The 19,926-nt window shown below is 33.6% G+C and carries 15 protein-coding genes; 2 read left to right on the plus strand and 13 right to left on the minus strand.

Annotated elements, in window-relative coordinates; translation table 11 throughout:
* Nucleotides 1–49: 49 nt before the first annotated feature.
* Genes QL232_RS12175 through hemL form a run of 3 tightly spaced genes read right to left on the minus strand, consistent with a single transcriptional unit; the run spans nucleotide 50 to nucleotide 3,359 of the window.
* On the minus strand, nucleotides 50–1,681 hold the full coding sequence (locus QL232_RS12175) for a S8 family peptidase (RefSeq protein ID WP_281614323.1): 1,632 nt from the start codon (nucleotides 1,679–1,681) through the stop codon (nucleotides 50–52).
* 33 nt (nucleotides 1,682–1,714) lie between these two features.
* Nucleotides 1,715–2,050, minus strand: a complete 336-nt coding sequence (locus tag QL232_RS12180) for a hypothetical protein (protein WP_281614324.1) — start codon at nucleotides 2,048–2,050, stop codon at nucleotides 1,715–1,717.
* 16 nt (nucleotides 2,051–2,066) lie between these two features.
* Nucleotides 2,067–3,359 carry a glutamate-1-semialdehyde 2,1-aminomutase gene (gene hemL / locus QL232_RS12185; RefSeq protein WP_281614325.1) on the minus strand — a complete coding sequence of 431 codons (1,293 nt, stop codon included), beginning with the start codon at nucleotides 3,357–3,359 and terminating at the stop codon, nucleotides 2,067–2,069.
* A gap of 238 nt (nucleotides 3,360–3,597) precedes the next feature.
* Here hemL and QL232_RS12190 point away from each other — a divergent pair, with 238 nt between their 5' ends.
* Entirely contained in the window at nucleotides 3,598–4,236 is a 639-nt protein-coding gene (locus QL232_RS12190) for a hypothetical protein (RefSeq protein WP_168883430.1), read from the plus strand.
* Nucleotides 4,237–4,242: 6 nt separating this feature from the next.
* Nucleotides 4,243–5,565, plus strand: coding sequence for an AarF/ABC1/UbiB kinase family protein (locus QL232_RS12195; RefSeq protein WP_281614326.1), 1,323 nt, complete (start codon nucleotides 4,243–4,245; stop codon nucleotides 5,563–5,565).
* 1 nt (nucleotide 5,566) lies between these two features.
* Here QL232_RS12195 and QL232_RS12200 read toward each other — a convergent pair whose 3' ends face one another.
* The 10 genes from QL232_RS12200 to hutI form a co-directional block, all read right to left on the minus strand.
* Nucleotides 5,567–8,581 (minus strand): ATP-binding protein, encoded by a 3,015-nt coding sequence (locus tag QL232_RS12200; protein WP_281614327.1) that lies wholly within the window; start codon nucleotides 8,579–8,581, stop codon nucleotides 5,567–5,569.
* 97 nt (nucleotides 8,582–8,678) lie between these two features.
* Complete coding sequence (locus QL232_RS12205) at nucleotides 8,679–10,121, minus strand: NADH-quinone oxidoreductase subunit N (RefSeq protein WP_281614328.1); 1,443 nt, start codon at nucleotides 10,119–10,121, stop codon at nucleotides 8,679–8,681.
* A 20-nt stretch (nucleotides 10,122–10,141) separates the two neighbouring features.
* Complete coding sequence (locus QL232_RS12210; RefSeq protein WP_281614329.1) at nucleotides 10,142–11,890, minus strand: NADH-quinone oxidoreductase subunit M; 1,749 nt, start codon at nucleotides 11,888–11,890, stop codon at nucleotides 10,142–10,144.
* Between the two features lie 34 nt (nucleotides 11,891–11,924).
* A complete protein-coding gene (locus QL232_RS12215; RefSeq protein ID WP_281614330.1) occupies nucleotides 11,925–13,973 on the minus strand; it encodes an NADH-quinone oxidoreductase subunit L in 2,049 nt (682 codons plus the stop codon).
* 34 nt (nucleotides 13,974–14,007) lie between these two features.
* Nucleotides 14,008–14,316, minus strand: coding sequence for an NADH-quinone oxidoreductase subunit NuoK (gene nuoK, locus QL232_RS12220; RefSeq protein ID WP_281614331.1), 309 nt, complete (start codon nucleotides 14,314–14,316; stop codon nucleotides 14,008–14,010).
* Between the two features lie 49 nt (nucleotides 14,317–14,365).
* Entirely contained in the window at nucleotides 14,366–14,839 is a 474-nt protein-coding gene (locus QL232_RS12225; protein WP_281614332.1) for a hypothetical protein, read from the minus strand.
* Between the two features lie 60 nt (nucleotides 14,840–14,899).
* Entirely contained in the window at nucleotides 14,900–15,607 is a 708-nt protein-coding gene (locus QL232_RS12230; protein WP_168883438.1) for a response regulator transcription factor, read from the minus strand.
* A 155-nt stretch (nucleotides 15,608–15,762) separates the two neighbouring features.
* Nucleotides 15,763–16,845, minus strand: a complete 1,083-nt coding sequence (locus QL232_RS12235; protein ID WP_168883439.1) for a nucleoid-associated protein — start codon at nucleotides 16,843–16,845, stop codon at nucleotides 15,763–15,765.
* A 215-nt stretch (nucleotides 16,846–17,060) separates the two neighbouring features.
* Nucleotides 17,061–18,542: a cytochrome P450 gene (locus QL232_RS12240; protein WP_281614333.1), complete on the minus strand. Its 1,482-nt coding sequence runs from the start codon at nucleotides 18,540–18,542 to the stop codon at nucleotides 17,061–17,063.
* 101 nt (nucleotides 18,543–18,643) lie between these two features.
* The gene (gene hutI, locus QL232_RS12245) at nucleotides 18,644–19,864 is read right to left on the minus strand and encodes an imidazolonepropionase (RefSeq protein ID WP_281614334.1); all 1,221 of its coding nucleotides are present in this window, start codon (nucleotides 19,862–19,864) and stop codon (nucleotides 18,644–18,646) included.
* Nucleotides 19,865–19,926 lie beyond the last annotated feature (62 nt).

The raw sequence follows: 19,926 nt of genomic DNA on the forward strand, positions 1-19,926 counted from the left end.
TTGTAATAAAATCAAACGGATCTTTTTATTTATATAAAACCTCTTGTGATTACTTAGAGATTTTTTCTGCATACTTCACTGCCTCATATAAGTTGATTACACCACCAGAAACTGATAATGATCCAAACTTCACTTTTTCTGGCTCCTGTCCTTCTTCCAAGTCTTTATAACCAGGCTTTAAAACTTCTTTCGATTTTAATGAAGTTACCGTTTTCATTAAAATTTTCTTCACTTGGTAAGCTGAAAGGTTAGGGTAATATGACATCAATACAGCTGCACATCCTGCTACAACAGGAGAAGCCATACTTGTACCATTTAATGCTTGGTATTCAGAACCAGGTACAGTTGAATAAATATCAAAACCTGGAGCAAATAGATCTACATTTTTCTTAGCATAATTTGAGAAATAAGCTGGAAGCTCCTCATCTGTATGCCATGTAGACGCTCCTACCTCGATCCAGTTTTTAGCAGTTTTCCCAGAGTTGAATTTATCTTTAGGGAAGTTTCTTTCCTTATCTGTGTTTTTATTATCATTACCAGCAGCATGCACTAATAAAACACCTTTTGAATCAGCATATTTGATTGCTGCATCAACAATATCTTTGTTTGGTGAGAATGGTTTACCAAAACTCATATTGATAATATCTGCACCATTATCAACAGCATAAATAATAGAGTTAGCAACATCCTTATCTCTTTCGTCTCCATTTGGTACAGTACGTACTACCATAATCTCTACATTATCGGCAACACCTTTAATACCAAGATCATTTGTTCTGTCAGCACCAATAATACCAGCTACGTGTGTACCATGAGTAGCATCAGGACCCATAACCTTATTGTTACCATAGTTCTTTTGCTTCAAATCAGTGATATCATCACCTACAATTTCTCTAGTATTTAACTCAGGATTGTAGTTGTATTCAATTTGATCTTGGAAATACTTAACACCTTCAGCAATTCTTTCTTCAGTTGCTCCTTGCGCTGTCATTCCAGCTACCATTTGAGCCATACCTAGAAGAACCTCGTCTTGAGTTTCAAGTGTTTCTAATGCTCCTAAAATTTCATCTTCAGACTCAAGGTCAAAATAAGCCAAAAATAATGCCTTACCTCTTTTGAACTGGTGCAAAATCATGTCATAACGAGCGTAGTTCTCTTCAGCTTTAGTAAGACCTGATTCAAAATCTTTCTTAACAACTAACCATAGCTCGTATTCTTTTTTATCAGCTTTTGCTACATCTTCTTCAGCTACACCTTCAAATTTCTTGCTCAGCTTACCATATAAACGAGCAACTTCAAGGTTTTCCTCGTTTACCATTTCGCCATCTGCACCACCAATGAAGTTCCATCCGTCTACATCATCGATGTAACCATTTTTATCGTCATCTTGACCATTACCAGCTACTTCTTTTGTGTTATGCCAGATTACTGACTTAAGGTCTTCATGGTCAATATCAATACCACTATCTATTACAGCAACAACTACTTTCTTAGATTTCTTACCTTTCAAGATTTCATTGTAAGCTCTTTCGGCTCCAACGCCATAAACACTATCCTGTTCATAATCTAAATTATACCAGTTTTCGGGTGCTCCTCTTAATGGGTCCTGAGCTTGAGCTGCAATTCCAACATGTGCAACTAGGGCACCAGCTAATAGTATTCTTTTTAGTGATTTTGTCATTTTTATATATGTGTGTAAATATATTTGTTGTCCCTACCTTTTCTTTTTTATAGTAGGCCAAGAATTATTAAAAAAATATCTGATTGAAAGAACTAACGCTAAAATTATAATAAATGCACCTAAATTACCTAATAGGATTCCAAATGCATCAAAAATATATGGTAAAGTAACAAAAAGAGATGCGAAAATAAAACCAAAACCAAGGTCGATAAACATCCTATCTCTGTCATTATATTCAGGTTGTTTATTACATATTGGACATTTTTTGTCTTCTAATCTAAAACCATATAAAAAAAGATGCTGCCACTTGTATTTAGAACAAGTGACAACTTCCTTTTTTTGGCGAAGATGCTTCTTCTTTCTAGCCATATTTAATATTTTCAGATTAACCTTCTACTGCAATCAATGATGATTTCACTGCAGCGATAATTTGCTGAATATTTTCGTCTGTTAATGCTAATGACATGAACCAGCTTTCATATTGTGATGGAGGTAAATACACTCCATTCTCAAGCATCTGATGGAAAAACTTACCAAATTTTTCAGTATTTGTAGTCTGTGCATCAGCGAAATTATCCACCTCATTTTCTGTAAAGAAAATACAAATCATTGAACCTAATAGCGTTACTTGATAAGGAAGATTCAATTCTTTTAAAACGGCTTGAATACCTTCAGCTAATTTTTCACCTTTTGTTGCTAATTCTGTGTAAACTTCAGGATGTTCATTTAGGTAAGTAAGCATGTTTAAACCTGCTGCCATTGCGACTGGGTTACCCGATAAAGTACCTGCTTGATATACTGGGCCTGCAGGGGCAACGAAATTCATGATTTCAGCTTTACCTCCATAAGCACCTACTGGCATACCACCACCAATAATTTTACCTAAAGTGGTCATATCTGGAGTTACACCAAATACTTCCTGTGCTCCACCTTTAGCAAGTCTGAAACCTGTCATTACCTCATCGAAGATTAATACGATACCTTCAGCATCACATATCTCTCTTAACTTTTGAAGATAATTATCTTTCGGTAGAACTAAGCCCATATTACCAGGAACTGGTTCTATTATCAATGCAGCAATCTCCCCTTTATTCTCAGCAACTAAAGTCTGAATCGCTTCAACATTGTTATAAGGAGCTAATAGTGTATCTTTTGCAGTACCATCAGTTACACCTGGACTATTTGGAACACCCATAGTTACTGCTCCACTTCCTGCAGCAATTAAAAATGAATCTCCATGACCGTGATAACATCCTTCAATTTTAATGATTTTATTTCTGCTTGTGTATCCTCTTGCTACTCTAATTGCAGACATCGTTGCCTCAGTACCAGAATTTACCATCCTTACTTTTTCAATAGATGGTACCATTTCACAAATTAACTCTGCGATATCAATTTCTTTAGCTGTTGGTGCTCCGAATGATAAAGAGTTATTTACTGCTTCTTGAACAGCTGAAGTAATTACTGGGTGAGCATGACCTAAAATCATTGGACCCCATGAATTTATCAATTCGATGAAACTATTATCATCTTCATCTGTTATATAAGCTCCTTGAGCACTTTTTATAAAAAGAGGAGTTCCTCCTACTGATTTGAACGCTCTAACTGGTGAATTTACACCACCTGGAATTGTGTGTTGTGCTTTGTCGAATAAGGACTTACTTTGTTTGTTATTCACGATCTTTATGATTTATATGTCTAAAAGATGAACTTTATATCAATTATTGTATTTATGATACCTACAAATTTAAATATTCCGTTGATATTATAAATATATTGTTTGTTACTAATGTTTATTGTAATAAAAAAAAAGAAACCCCCGAAAATCAGAGGTTCCTTCCACTTTAATAAACTAAACTAACAAACAAACTTCGATAATGAAATTAACATCTATTAATCAAAATACCTAACGTCTAATGGATAATTTTGAAAAAAAAATTAAAATATCTTATATCAACTTTATATCGTCTAATAATCAACGTCCTAACAGTCTAAAAGCTCTTTCAAAGAGCGATGATTCTTTGGAATATGAAGAGCTGATTAAAAGCTTCTCTTCTGTTGAACAAATTGAAACTGACATATGGATATCGGCTCTTGAAAATGCTTATTCAAACGCTAGTAGCGATCCTAATTTCAAGGAATATATGATACGAGAAAGGATCTTATCTTTTTTTTATAATTGGATTGAGGTTTTAAAAAAAGACCAAGATTTCTATAAATATTCTACAAACATTCATTCAATTTTTGAGTTTAAGTCAATAGATGACCGAAGAATCAAAGTAAAGAAAGCATTTGATATTATTTTTACTCCAATGCTAGAAGAAGGTTTTGAAACCGGTGAAATTGAATCTAGAATGTTTGTTTCAGATTATTATATCGATTTTATTTTTGCTCAAGCAGTCATTATCACAAAATACTGGAGCAATGATACATCAGAAGATACTGAAAACACCGACGAAGCCATAGAAAAGAGCGTTAATCTAGTCATGGATTTAATTGGACCTAATTTTACTGATTCGGCATTTCTCCTTGGTAAATTTCTACTTCAAAAATAATTATACATGAGCGATATCGATAAAAAGATCCAGAAAAGTATCCCATCAACAAGAGCCCAAAGAGTATCTAGGTTTGTAAAGGTTGGAGCAAAGGTTAGTACAAATTATTTAAAACATTACGCAAAATCAGTAATTGACTCTGATTACGACAGGAAAGAAGAATTACATAAAGATAATGCGTCTGATGTTTATGATGCTCTTAGTGAATTAAAGGGTAGTGCATTAAAAGTGGCTCAGATGATGAGTATGGATAAAAACATGCTTCCACAAGCCTACACTGATAAATTTCAGATGTCGCAATATTCCGCTCCTCCTTTATCTCTACCTCTAGTTAACAAAACCTTTCAAAAAGCATTCGGTAAAGCACCATATCAAATTTTTAATGAGTTCTCTAAAGAAGCTATCAATGCTGCTTCTATTGGACAAGTACATCTTGCAGTAAAAGATGGTAAAAAATATGCGGTAAAAGTTCAATATCCTGGAGTTGCCGAAAGTGTCAGTTCAGACCTTAAATTGGTAAAACCGATTGCAGTAAGAATGATGGGACTCAATGAAAAAGATGTTGACCATTACATGAAAGAAGTTGAGGTCATGCTACTTTCAGAAACAGATTATGAGTTGGAACTAAAAAGGTCTCAAAAGATCACTAAAGATTGTTCTCATATTGAGAATATACATTTCCCTGAATACTATCCAGAATATTCATCAAAGAAAATCCTTACAATGGATTGGCTAGATGGAAAACATATTAGTGAGTTTTTAGAAGACAACCCCTCTCAAGAAGTAAGAAATAAAATTGGACAGGCACTTTGGGACTTCTATGATTATCAAGTGCACCAAATGAAAGAAGTACATGCTGATCCTCATCCGGGTAATTTCTTGATTGATTCAGAAGGATCTTTAGGAATTATCGATTTTGGTTGTGTAAAAGAAATACCTGAAGATTTCTATGAGAATTATTTCAACCTTATGATCCCCGAGAACATGCAAAATGATACTAAGAGAAGGGAAGTATTTGGGAATATGAGATTCATATATGAAGATGACACACCTCAAGATAAAGAGAAGTTAGATCGACTTTTTCAATCTATGATTGGGATTCTTTCTAGACCGTTTCACACTCCTACTTTTGATTTTAGTAATGAAGCTTATTTCTCTGAAATCACTGAGTTGGCAGATAATCAAGAAAATCAATCTTTATTAAGAAAGTCAAAGAAGCCAAGAGGTCAAAGAGATGGACTTTATCTCAATAGAACCTATTTTGGTTTATATTCCATCTTACATCAATTAAATGCAGAAATAAATACCAGATCAATATTTTTCAGTTGATCTAAAATACTTCAATCTCTTTCTCTGTTGCTATAGCTTCAGATAAGTAATCAATATATTTCACAAAACCGGTATCATAGTTTTGTAATAGATTTCTAAGCGATTTAAGCCTCTGTAATTTATCAATATCAGACATCATTGTTGAAACAGTAATTTCTCTGAGTTCATCGATGATGTCTTTGTTTTTAATCGGATCCAAGTATTTAAACCCTTTATCTTTGATTTGCACCAAGTACTTATCCAAGATATTTACCAATTGTCTTCTACTAATTGGCTTCGTTAGGTAATCATTCATACCTACTGCAAATGCTTTAAACCTTTTATCCCAATAAGCATCTGCTGTCAATGCTACAATCGGAATTGTTATATTTTCTAATTCAAACCTAATATATTGAACTGCAGATATACCACCCATCACCGGCATATGTAAATCCATTAATATAAGGTCATAGGATTTTTCTTTTAGAAAATCTATCGCTTCCTGACCATTATTCGCAATTTCAATATGCAGCTTCAACTGTTTAAATAATGCCTGCATCATGATCTGATTCATCTTATTATCCTCTACAACAAGGATAGTGTATTGATAATCAAAATCGATGTCTTCAATATTCCCTTTCTTTTCATTATGAATCACCTCTTGTTCCTTATTAATAGGTAAAGTGATCAAGAAAGTAGAGCCCTTATTTTCTTCACTTAATACATTGATATGCCCATTAAGCATCTCCGTCATTTTTTTGGTAATAGCAAGTCCTAAACCTGTGCCACCAAATTTTCTTGTTACAGACTTATCACCTTGTTCAAATGATTCAAAAATCAGGTTTAATTTATCTTTTGGTATGCCTATACCCTCATCAGAAACTTTTAATATAATTTGCTGATTAGCAAAGAACACATCTACTAAAATTTCTGTATCATTCTTTGTGAATTTAATTGCATTTGACAGAAGGTTTGTTAGGATCTGTCTTAATTTTGTTGGGTCAGTGATAAAGACTTTTGGGACATCCGTATCAATATTTAATGTAATCTTGATATTACGGTCCTTAGCTGTCATTTCATGGATTTTTACCACCATTTTGAGAAGACTCCTCAGGTCTATTTCTTCCCAATAAATACTCATCTTACCCGCATCAATTCTAGAAAGATCTAATAAATTATTGATCAATTCAGACAGATATTCTCCATTAAAATAGATGTACTTTAGCTGTTCAGAGAATTCTGCAGGTAGCTTTTGAAGTTCAGATTTTCTAAATAAAATATTACTAAAGCCAATAATCGCATTCAGTGGTGATCTAATTTCATGTGATATATTCGCTAAGAATAAACTCTTTGCCTTATTCGATCTCTCAGCAGCTACTTTAGCCTTCTCTAATTCAATTTCTACACTTTTCTGTCGGGTAAGATTCCAACAAACACCATGCATCGCATAAGTAGAGTTCAACTTCCTTGTAGACCTACCATATACTTGAATATATTGCTTGCCATATTTCTTGTGTTCAATAGTCAGTAAAATATTAATAAGATCAGCGGTTTCGCTCTTGACATTTCTAATCAACTGAACCACCTGTTCTTGATCATGTTCTGAGACGATACTGAGATAATCTTTAATATCATCTTCTTTCACTAAATGCTGTAGGCCGAAAATGTTGACAAACTTATTATCCCAATAAAATCCTTCTGAAGGAACATAAGACCATGTACCAATTTTTGCAGCATCTAAAGCTAAATCTAGTTTCACCTTCTGTTGCTGTAACTCAAAAGTTCTTTCAATTACCTTTTGTTCTAAAGAACTATTCAGCTGACTAATCTCCGATTCATGTTTCTTTTCATCAGTAATATCAATACTATATACAGCGACACCATAAACAATATTACTTTCAGAAATCAGTGGTGAAAAAGCACATTGAATGATCAAGTCATCGGATAAGAAAAAATCTTTTTCTACAATTCTCCCTGTATTAAAAGCCTGTTCAAAATATTCAAAATACATGGAGAAGGCTGTCTTGTAGGGTTCATTTTTCAAATTGATAGAAGGCTTGATCTTCACTTGACTCAATTGAAAAATCAACTCTGAGAACTTGGTATTATAAGTCTCCAGTTCATATTCACTATTAATAGAGAATATATAACTCTTGGCACTCTCAATTAATACTTGTCGTTGGTGATTGACTTTTATAAGTTCTTCTTGAGCTTCATATTTATCCGTAATATCTTCGATAAAGGCGATATTCTGCTTTTCTTTCTGATCGAAGATCACCTCCTCTCGAACATTGAGGTATTTTACTTTACTGTATTTATTTAGGTATTTAGATATAAACTCCTTTTTACTTTTCTTGATCACATTCTTTGACCCAATCTGAAAAAGTTCATCGAGTGTCATACCTACTAATTCATGGGTTTCTTTTCCAAGGTGTATTACTGCAGTATCATTAGCATCAATAATTGTATTGTCTTTAATGACTAAAGCACCCAAATAGTTGTAATGAAATAGTTGTTTATACTTTCTTTCTGATCTCTTTAAATTCTCTTGTGATACATATTGATCCGTTACATTCCTTACCACTACAGCAACTCCTGTAATCTTCTCTTCTGCTTTAATTGGAGTATATGTTGCCTCAAAATGAGCTCTTTGATAATTATCTTCATCCCCGTATGTCCTTGTTATTTGGAAATTCTCACCATTTAAGGCCCTCTGAATATCTACTTTAGCCACTTCATCATCCCCTCTTACTTTCATATATTCGAGGATATTGCTACCAACACTTATATCACAACCATAAACTGATTTCATCGTTTTGGCATGTGCATTATTAAATGCCAGGTAATTATATTTCTTATCTACAGAGAAAACGACATCGGGAGAGTGCTCCATCAATAGACTAAGCATCTTATAATTCTTAGGATCCTCATTGGAGGCTAAATCATTTTCTTTTATGCTTTTGTGTTGAAAATAATTATACCCAAGACTTGCTATCAATAATAGCAATAGCACTACTATTAAAATGTTAGTCATCATGAATGAAATAAATTAGTGTCGTTTGTTCAAAAAATATGGGGATAGTTAATCTTTAAATAAGATCTTTAGATTAACGCAATACCTACTTACTCTTTTTCTAAAGAATAATTGATGGTATAATGAACAATATAAATAATGATAACCCAAGAATAAAAATTAAAGGTGTGATATATGGGTTAAATGTAATATTTCCTTTTTCTTTTCGATGATAAATATTGAAAGGAATCTTAATATAATAAGCTATTGAGATCGCAGTATTTAATAAACCCAGTACCATCACTATAGCATAATATATTTCGCTATTAGACATATATAGATCCCAAAGAGAACTAAATATTAATAATTTACCTGTGAAACCAGCTGCTGGTGGTAATCCGATCAACGAGATCGCACTTACAACAATTGCAGGTCCCCAAATTAGTGATGCGTTGGTCCAACCAATTCCTTTTATTGATTCCAAACGATCATCTCCAGTTTGATCCTCAACCTCACCTATAAAATAGAAGATTGCAAAATTACCAATCACATATGCCCATAAGAAGTAATAAAGAGCATAAGATGACATATCATTGATATTCACAATACCAATTAAAATAAATCCAGCTCCAGCAATAGAACTGTAACCCATTAGTCTTCTCATACCTTTTTGATATAAAGCAGAAAGATTACCTATAAACATAGAGAATAAAGCTGCTAGTAAAAGGAAATAAGATATATAAGGATTATTACAAACTTCTGAAAAATAGAAGAATCGATATAAAAAGATAGTACTTGCTACTTTTGGCATAGTAGAGAAAAACGCCACAGCTTCAATAGGCGCCGATTGATATACATCAGGTACCCAAACATGCATTGGAAATGCACCAAGCTTGAAAAGAAAGCCTATAACAATAAAGATCACTGCCAGCATAAATAATACAGAATTCTGATCTGCAAAAGTGGCTGCACTTTGTAAATCAACTCCACCTGTTAAACCATACATCAGTGATGCACCATATATTGTAATTGCTGTGGAAATTGCACCAAAAATAAAATACTTAATAGCTGCTTCAGTACCAATCTTATTGTTTTTAAAAGCAGTTAATAAGTATGATGGCAGTGAAATTAATTCCATGGCTAAAATTGCTAATACAAAATCATTAGCGATAATTAGCACATGTCCCCCTATCAACATTCCAAGGGCTAAAACAATCCATTCTCCTTCACCTTTTTCATGTTGACTTTTTGGGTGTCTTGCCCAAAGTTGATAGAACAACAATAAAGCGCAAAAGTCAACTAATATTTTGAGTTTTATTGACCAAGAGGTATTGACAATGGTAAACATCATCAACTGATCAAAAGAAGGTATTGCAAAAAACGCTAAATAAATAATATCAACTATAACAGTAATGATCGCAAGCACATATAGCATCCTTTTATTACCATTTGAATAACAAAGATCCAAAGTAAGCAATACGATAAGTGCAAGTGTCAACCATCCTTCTGAAAATAAATAAGGAAGGCTTTCAATGATATTATTTAGTTTTGACAACAAATCCATCTCTCTTTCCCTCTGATAAATTAACCTCCTATTATTACTCTAATGTGATCTGCTCCAACGAAATTAGCAAATTCTACCAATACAGTTACTGAACCTTCTATTAGGTTAATTAATAGTTTTGGATAGATACCTAAGATCAATGTCATTATTGATAATGGAACTAACATCAAGAGTTCTCTCATGTCTAAATCTTTCAATTTAGATTCAACAGAAGCATCTTTTAAGTAAAATTTACCTAAGAATATTCTTTGCATTGCCCATAAGTAATAGGCTGCACTTAATACCAATCCTAATGTAGCTGTGATTGTCATCCATCTCGGCACCAAGTTATTCACTGCAGATGAATTAAATGCTCCTAAGAAAACAAATAACTCTGCCATAAAACCTGAAAAACCAGGTAGACCTAATGAGGCAAAGAAGCCTATTGTTGCCAACATAGTATATCTTGGCATTTTAGATGATAAACCACTATAGTTTTCAATTTCTAAATTACCAGTTCTTAAGTATAATACACCTGCTATTAAGAATAATGCGGATGAAATGATACCATGTGAGAACATTTGAAAGATAGCACCTGTAACCCCTTCTGCAGTTAAAGAAGCGATACCCAACATCACAAATCCCATGTGAGATACTGAAGAGTATGCTATCAATCGCTTCAAATTATGTGTTCCTAAAGCGACAAATGCACCATACAATATTGAGATCACACCACCTAAGGCAATATACCAAGCGAAATATTGAGCTCCATCAGGGAAAATAGAATACGCAATTCTAAGCATTCCGTAACCACCAATTTTAAGAAGAACACCTGCAAGTACTACAGATATTGAAGTTGGTGCTTCTACGTGGGCATCTGGAAGCCATGTATGTAATGGAACTACTGGAAGCTTAATAGCGAAACCAATAAATACCATTAAAAATGCGATAAATCGAACGTTAGTACCAAATAAAGTTGCTCCATAATCAAGAGACAAAATTGAATCTGGAATATAGTTCTTTGCATCCATCATATGTACCAATGTAAAAGTCCTAACAAAATCAGATTGACCAATTTCGCCTGAGATCAACATAGTCTGAACTTTATCAATGATTTGAGGGGTCACACCTTCTAAGTTAGTAGCAAGTCCTAATTGAACTGCAGTAGCTGTAGGATCAATCACAGAAGCTGCAAGAGCAATCATAATCACTAAGATAAAGATTGATCCAACTAACGTATAAATAAAGAATTTAATTGATGCATATTCACTGTTCTTCCCTCCCCAAATACCGATAAGGAAATACATAGGAAGAAGCATAAATTCAAAGAATAAGTAAAATAAGAAGAAGTCAAGTGCAAGGAAACAACCCATGATCGTACCACTTAATAAGAGATACAATGCATAAAAACCTCTTTTCTTTTTTTGAATTTCTAACGAAGAAATAGACCCAATTAGTAAAACAATTGCAGCTAAAAGCACCATTGAATTACTTAATCCGTCCACTCCTAATATATAATCAGCTGAGAGCCTACCGAAACTACCTAGATTTAGTAAAATCCATTCTGCCTTTTCGAGATATTGAAAACTACTTAATGATAAAACACCATTCATATTTTCTAATAAACCTTGGTAACCCATCATAATATATGATGCGACAACAAGTTGAAAAGCATTGATAGCTATTGTGATTTTCCCAAAATGAGCTTTAAACTGATTTGGTAACAATAGAACAAGGAATGTCCCCAAAATTGGAACGAATACTAATAATGTGAGCAGAAATTGACTCATGATATATATTAAAAAAACTTACGTTCGTTTGTATCTAAATTAAAAAGACAAGTACAAGGACAATAAACAGAATTGACCAAGCGATCATACTTTGGGATCGCTCGCCTTGAGGTTTTCTGAATATATCACCCAATAACTTCATAAATAGTGTAAATAGCTTTACAATACCATCTACTATATATTTATCAAACCATGCTAATACATGGCCTACAACTACATTTCCAACAGCAAAGACTTTAACAAAAAAGTCGATCACTTTATCATCAAACCCTCTTACCACCTCGGATGTACCAATGGCAAGGTTCACAAAATGCTCATCAGCATGTGGGATGCTTTCAAGTTTCTTAGAAGTAAACAATAATGACTTCACACCTGCCTTATATAAGTTATTCAAATAGAAAAACTCATAAGATAACCTGTAAAAAAACTTACTCTTAATCTTCTTCTTGAAGCTTGAGTCAACACCTTTAAAATAGACGAAATAAGCAGACAGTAAACCAACTGCCACCATTAATAATGACAATATTAATCCAGTAAAATGAACAGAATGATGGTCTAAAGTTACAATGCTTAAACCTTCTTGTAACCAAGAACTTGCTGTATCAAAAGGGTTGAGAGTATATACAAACCAAAAAGAACAACAAGCCAAAATGATCACAGGAACATTCATGCGAGTTGGTACTTCTTTAGGTAATACCAAACAGTCTTGACATACTTTATGATTAGCTATACCTAAATCTTTTATAAATACATGATATAAAAGTCTCAGACAGTAGAATGCTGTTAAAATGGCCGCTGCAAAACCAAAAACCCCAACAATAATCCAAGCTCCACCATCATTCATTCTTAATAAAGCTGATGATAAAATGGCATCTTTAGATAAAAAACCTGAAGTAAAAGGAATTCCAGATAGCCCTGCCAAGCAAATCACAAAACCAAGAAATGTTTTTGGCATATATTTACTTAGCTCTCCCATCCAACGGATATCTTGAGCATCAAAGCCTTTACATATATCACATGAAACTTGATGCATGCTATGAATTACAGCACCTGCTCCTAAAAACAAACCTGCTTTAAAAAAAGCATGTGTTACTAAATGAAAGCCTGCATTTTCGGGATCACCTACTCCAATAGCCAACATCATATAACCTAATTGAGATATGGTAGAGAATGCTAATACTTTCTTAATATCGTATTGTGTTACCGCTGCATAGGCACCAATAAGTGCTGTAATTCCTCCTATTGAGGCTATGATTAATAAGGTCTCTTCAGGTAAAAAGAAAAAACAACGAATTAATAGATAGATTCCTGCTGCGACCATTGTTGCTGCGTGGATTAATGCAGAAACTGGTGTTGGCCCTTGCATCGCATCCGGCAACCATACTGAAAATGGTATTTGGGCAGATTTACCCATAGCCGCTAATACTACACCTATTGAAGCAATAAAAATTAATGGATCGTTAAAATATTCAGAACTAAATTGAGCTGAAATATCATGAATACTCAAAGTATCAAAAACAGAATACAAGCATAAGATTGCAACCATAAATCCGGCATCTCCAATTCTATTGATTACAAATGCTTTCTTCGCTGCAGATATTGCTTCTTTCTTATGTCTCCAAAAACCAATCAGCATATATGAGCAGAAACCTACTAATTCCCAAAATAAATAAAGGAATACTAGGTGATCACTTATAAGCACACCAAACATGGAAAAGGTAAACCCTCCTAACAGAGCATAATATCTCTTAAGTTGAGGATCTCCTTGCATGTATGCAGAAGAAAATACATGAACAGCTAAAGAAATCGCACTTACCATTGCGATCAATAAAGCGGAAAAATTATCAATAGAGAAGGTTACACTAAAATCATGGTCACCTATACGCAACCAATCTAGTGTATATCCTACTGTTTCTCCTCCCCAAGAAGTAAAAAAGAAAAGAGTACTACACAAGAAACTTAAGAACATAAAAGATGTTCCAATTTTATCTACATGTTTATTACTTTTCCATACAGTTAAAAAAACACTGCTAATTAACGGAGAAGTTACAGCAACTAAAGTTATGAAAGTATAAAAACTCAATGCAAAAATTTGGTTAGTTCAGTTTGCACTAATATTATTCTTCTTTTAACTGATTGACTTGATGTAAATCAACAGTTCTAAAGAATTGAAACAATTTAATAATTAATGCTAAGGCAACACTCACTTCTGCTGCTGCAATCACAATTACAAAAATTGCAAATGCATTTCCATCCATCAAAGAAGGATCTTTCATAGAAAAAGCAACTAAATTTACATTTGCTGCATTTAGCATCAATTCCACACCCATCAAGGCAACAATAGCACTTCGTTTGGTTAACGCAATGGATAAACCAATACTAAATAAGAAGGCTGATGCTAACATGTAGTACGAGAATGGTATCATAAGTTTGTATTGTTTCTAAAGGCAAATATGACCCTAATAATATGAGAATTCAAATAAATGATGGTATTCGTGACAATATTTCTTCTTTTTCCACCTCTTTTATTGATATTTTACTAATTATCATTCCTTCATCTACCTGACTCACTTTTTTTTGATGATCGACAGTCAAACAACCAATCGGAGAACATATCCCATCGTAAGTTGCTGCATCTTCATCATTCAACACAAACATTAATCTATCTGACACCATTTCTTTATTTACTCCAACAAAAGCCAATACACCTTGTCTAAGTTTTGGAGCAGAATGATCTGGCCTTGTCATGGGGCGTTCTGTAAAGTGTACCGTATCTTTAAAAGGCTCAAATTTTATTAGCCTATCTGGAACAACAAACTTTACTTTCCAACCATTAAAAATGTTGGATTTCACTAAAGCCTCAAAGCGTTCTGTTGCAATAGGTGCATTTTCCGGAAAAATTACCACCTCATAAGGTTCCCCTCCTATAATTAACTCTGCTAACTTCATATACAAAAAAAGCCTGTTAGCTTTATTACTAACAGGCTTCAAATATAATATTTCTATTGATTAATCTTGAACTAAGAATTTGAATCCAATTCCGTGAACATTCAAAATTTCAATTGTAGGATCATCTTTAAGGTACTTTCTAAGACGTGACATAAATACGTCTAAAGATCTACCTTTATAATAATCATCATCTCCCCAAACTTCTTGTAAGATATACTCACGTTTGATTAATGAGTTACGGTGACGATGTAAGAATCTTAACAATTCAGCTTCACGAGTTGTCAGTTTTCTTGTATCATCTCCAATTTGTAACTTCTGGTATGGGAAGTCTAGGATATAGTTACCAATTTTGATTTCATGTGGATCGTCATCGCTTCCGATCTCAACTTTTGGCTCCGATTTTTGACGCTTTAAGATCACCTCAATACGAAGTAAAAGTTCCTCAACATTTACAGGCTTGGTAACATAATCGTCTGCTCCAATTCTGAATGCCTTAATTTTATCTTTAGGAAGATTGTTTGAAGACATAAATAAGATTGGAATATAAGGATCTTTTGCTCTGATTTCTTCAGCAAGAGTATAGCCATCTTTGTGTGGCATCATAACGTCCATGATAATCAGATCATAATCTGCTTTATCAAATTCTTTCATGCCTTCTACTCCATCTTCAGCGTGGTTTACAGCATAACCTCTGATATCTAAATATTTTTTAACAAGTGAGGCTATAATTCTATCATCCTCTACAAGAAGAATCTTTACTGCATCCATAGTATTATTTTAAGTTTTTGATATTATTGTATAATGATGTACTCGTTACTTTCTGATATACGCAATAACATTTTTAGGGTTTTAAATAACAAGTTTAAACAAATGTTAATTGACTAAAAAATGTTATAATTCAACTTTTTCACAGGTGATTTACATCACTCTTCTTCGTTGAAGTATATCATATAATAATTCATATTTCGCTCAGTATCAAAGCCTTTTTCAATATTCTGCTCATTCCCTGAAACGGTGATATTAATCTTCTTATCTAATTTGATAATACTTTTAAATTCTTTTTTGTTCTTACGAACTGCTTCTTTCGAGACCTTAAATTCGTCATACATTGGCACTTCCTTCTTCTCTTGAAAGTCCACTTTGTACTCTTGAAAAGCTTCAATTACTTCAGGTTCTTCAATGACGTTGTTTTCAAAGTCAACAACATTGAACTCTTCTTTGTCACTGAAGTACTTTGCACTTCTATTTAAAAGGTCGATTTGAGCAGGCTTTTCTACAGCATGATCTTCATTAAATACTTCCTCAACAAAACCTTTACAAAGGTCCATGTAGTTTTTAGTATGGAAGTAATTATCTTCTCTTGCCTTTAATTGAAGGTAGGTTTCTTTCCAATACAATGCTTCAACAGACTTTGTAGGACTGTCTTTAAGCATCACTTTAAAACCTTTTTCTTGTTCAGCCTGAAAAATTAGACACCCTTTGTCTAGTTTCTTTACACTGACACCTTCATTTTGTTGTAATTCGAAATTACCTACATCAGTTTTGTCTCCAATTTGTAGGAATAACTCTTTGTGCTCAGCCTTGAATAATCCGATAGCATCCACAACGTCTCCATCAACAACACAATCTTTTAGCATTGCAACGAAAAATTCTCCTCCTTTTATTCTTGGATGAGTTGACGCCTCATAAAGCAATTCTGACATCTCTCTAGATCTTGTCATAAACTGCTCAAATGGATTACTGAAAATAGCGTTAGCTGCAACAAACATTTCATTGTCAGCAATTGTTTCTTTTCCTTCAGGTGTATCGAAATGATACATTGGCCCTGGTTTGAAAGACCTTAAGAAGTAATCCATTACAGATTTATATAATGGACTGAAATTTTCTAATTCTATTTCGAATTCAGACAGCTCAAGTGGCTCTTCTTGGGTTTTATTTCCTACTTTATGAATTACTAATTGAGACAACTTGACGTTAGACAAGTCGAATGATTTTATCTTACTCATATATGTGTTTACAGAAGGATAAACGGGATAATCCTTTATTCTGAAATCATTTTCAATTCCCAATATTAACAATTGAAAGTACAATGTTTAAGTCAAAAAACAAAAAAAATCAAAAGAAAGTATTAACATTTCTTACTGATTTTTTTATTGACCTTAATTTCAGGCGTTAACAAATAAAAGACTAGTTTTACCTAATTATTTACATTATCCAATTGTTAATTAGAATAGTTCAATTCACCTTTCAATTTGTCAGAAACTTGGTGACGTTTCTTGAAATTCAGTTTTAGATTTTTTGCTTGCATAGTGAAAGCGAAAAGCTCTTCAACCTCTAAGTCCTTATCATAAAATTCTATTTCAAAATCCTTCATCAACGTCACTAAGAAAACAACAGATTCTACCTCTGCTAAGAACTTTCCTGGACACAGTCTAGGACCTCCACCAAATGGCTTCATAGCATCTGCTTTTTTATGTCCATGAAAAGGACAACCCACAACCGGTTCATCTTTTTCTTTCAACCATCTTTCTGGAATAAATTCTGTAGCTTTCTCAAAGTATTCTTCAGACCTTGCAGCACTACTAAGTTGAGTGATGATAAAATGCCCTTTTGGAAACATTACATCATTGACAACTGTATCTTCAAGGCATTGCATATACAAATTAGGTGTAACCGGTTTTAATCTTGTCACTTCTTTAAATACAGCACTAGTGTATTGGAATTGCTGTATTTGTTCGAAGGATTCAATTTTACCATTTTCACCTAGCACTTGTCTAATCTCTTCTCTGATTTTTTCTTGTACTTCTGGGTACTTACTTAAGAAGTAACTTGTCCAGGTTAAAGAATTGGAAGTTGTATCCTCCCCTGCCAAAAGCATCGTATATAAGTTACCAAAAATCTCGTCCCAGGTAAATGGGTCATCTTTATCTTGTGAAGCTAACATTGCTTCCAAGAAATTTGAAGGATTTTCATATAACGAAGGGTCGTTCTTTAATCGCTCTTCTGCCTGTGTAATGAATTTACCTAGATGCTCTCTTATATATTTTAAAGACTCCTCAAAGTCTTTTACTTCTGCTGTTTTAAAATACTTATACAGAGGAATTGGGCTATTTACTCTCTTATTTAATTGAGGAAATATTTTTTCGACATGTTCCTGAGTATCATTGGTTTGATTTTCCACAGTATTCATATCATAACCAAATGCCAAGTTTGTCGTCACATCTACAGTAGCTCGGATAAAATCTTTTGACAAAGGGTAGTCCAATTGATCTCCTTTAGACACTTGAGTATCCCAATAGTTTTTTAAACGATCCGCTACAGTAAGTATAGAAGGAAAGAAAGCCTTAACATTCTTATTATCTAACGCTTTTTGGGTTACTTTTCTCTGTTTTTTCCAACTTTCACCTTCAGCAGTAAAGACACCATCAACGCCCACTTCATTAATTACATCTGCCAATTTTTTAAATCGTCTGAACTTGTTTGGACGGTTTTTAAAGATATACGCATTTGTATCTGGATTTGTAGAAACCGTAACATTTATATTCAGAAATTTCAGATTGTAAAGTTCTCCATATTCTTTTGCCCAATCTTCATACTGTAAGTGAAGTCTATCTTTTTCTAGGTCGAAGATATGCCCAACAATTGGCTTACCTTTTGGACCGTCAAGATCCTTATATGTTTTTGAGAAATTTAAATTAGTCATTGTAATGAATAGTTTTTACTTGGCAATACATAAAAAATTAGAGAGCTAAATTATGTAAACAATATTAAATAAAAAAGCACCTCTAGTTGAGGTGCTTATTGTTAATTTCCTTTTTTCCACACTTTAAAAGGTGGTAACATCCCTTGATTGTATAAGATCTCTCTATAATCATTACATGGATAAGCCTGCATGTCAGCCAACTTACCTACCTCTAATTTACCTCGATCTGATAGTCCCAATGCTTTAGCAGACCTAAATGTCATACCTGCAAAAACCTCAGCAGTGGAAAGCTTTTCCATAGCTCCTAACAAGGCTCCTTGTATCAACATATCTCCCATAGGTGCTGATCCAGGATTCCAATCTGAAGCAATTGCCAGACAAGCTCCTGCATCCAATAATTTTCTACAAGGAGGATATTGCATTCCCAAACCTAAAGATGCACCGGGTAATACAGTTGCAACTGTCTCAGATTCTGCAAGCATTTTAACCTCTTGCTCTGTACTTGATTCCAAATGTTCTGCAGACAATGCTCCATTATCAACAGCCACTTTGGAGCCTCCAGTAGAAAACTGATCTGCATGTACAGTAATATCAAATCCTAAGTCTTTTGCTTTTGATAAATAGTAATTTGATTCTTCTACATTAAATGCCGTTTCCTCTGTAAAAATATCAACTCTATTACTAAGGTTCTCCTTTTTTATTTTCGGTAATAAGGTATCTAATACCCTATCTAAATATTCACGTGATGACCCTTCAAAATCTTTAGGCTTCATATGAGCTGCCAAACATGTGGTAATCAGATCAGCCTTTGTTTCTTTGTCTGCTGACTTTATTGATCTCAACATTTTAAGCTCATTGTCGATATCCAATGCATAACCACTCTTCACTTCAATCGTGGTTACACCTCTTGAGAAGTGACGATCAGCTCTTTCCACAGTAACATCTTTTAATTCATTTTCAGAAGCTGCTCTTGTCTTCTTCATTGAATCTTGAATACCACCACCTGCTTTTGCAATTTCAAGGTAAGGTTTCCCTGCCACTCTCATCGCATAGTCTCTTGCTCTATTTCCACCCCAACAAATATGAGTATGGCAATCAACAAAACCAGGAATTAATACAGCCTCCTGATCAATTGTTTCTATTTCTTTGAAAGCATCTTGATCAAAATCAGCAAAGGTCTTTATTGCTAAAACATTTCCATCTTCATCAACGCTTACACCAGCATTATCAATAATCTCTAACTGTTCATCTTCAATACTCCCCTTCACTGGAAGGTTTGCTAATGTTACAATTTGAGTAAATGGTCCTATTAATTTATTCATTGTAATAATTGATAGTTGTATACCAAAAATTCAAAAGCCCAGAAGAAAATTTCCAGGCTTTT

This window comes from Flammeovirga sp. SubArs3 (assembly GCF_947387565.1).
In the GTDB taxonomy this organism is placed as follows: Bacteria; Bacteroidota; Bacteroidia; order Cytophagales; family Flammeovirgaceae; genus Flammeovirga; species Flammeovirga agarivorans.

Coding starts and splice junctions, on each gene's coding strand:
- QL232_RS12175 (WP_281614323.1), bottom strand. CDS start 1,681: ATGACAAAATCACTAAAAAGAATACTATTAGCTGGTGCCCTAGTTGCA.
- QL232_RS12180 (WP_281614324.1), bottom strand. CDS start 2,050: ATGGCTAGAAAGAAGAAGCATCTTCGCCAAAAAAAGGAAGTTGTCACT.
- QL232_RS12190 (WP_168883430.1), top strand. CDS start 3,598: ATGGATAATTTTGAAAAAAAAATTAAAATATCTTATATCAACTTTATA.
- QL232_RS12195 (WP_281614326.1), top strand. CDS start 4,243: ATGAGCGATATCGATAAAAAGATCCAGAAAAGTATCCCATCAACAAGA.
- QL232_RS12200 (WP_281614327.1), bottom strand. CDS start 8,581: ATGATGACTAACATTTTAATAGTAGTGCTATTGCTATTATTGATAGCA.
- QL232_RS12205 (WP_281614328.1), bottom strand. CDS start 10,121: ATGGATTTGTTGTCAAAACTAAATAATATCATTGAAAGCCTTCCTTAT.
- QL232_RS12210 (WP_281614329.1), bottom strand. CDS start 11,890: ATGAGTCAATTTCTGCTCACATTATTAGTATTCGTTCCAATTTTGGGG.
- nuoK (WP_281614331.1), bottom strand. CDS start 14,316: ATGATACCATTCTCGTACTACATGTTAGCATCAGCCTTCTTATTTAGT.
- QL232_RS12225 (WP_281614332.1), bottom strand. CDS start 14,839: ATGAAGTTAGCAGAGTTAATTATAGGAGGGGAACCTTATGAGGTGGTA.
- QL232_RS12230 (WP_168883438.1), bottom strand. CDS start 15,607: ATGGATGCAGTAAAGATTCTTCTTGTAGAGGATGATAGAATTATAGCC.
- QL232_RS12235 (WP_168883439.1), bottom strand. CDS start 16,845: ATGAGTAAGATAAAATCATTCGACTTGTCTAACGTCAAGTTGTCTCAA.
- QL232_RS12240 (WP_281614333.1), bottom strand. CDS start 18,542: ATGACTAATTTAAATTTCTCAAAAACATATAAGGATCTTGACGGTCCA.
- hutI (WP_281614334.1), bottom strand. CDS start 19,864: ATGAATAAATTAATAGGACCATTTACTCAAATTGTAACATTAGCAAAC.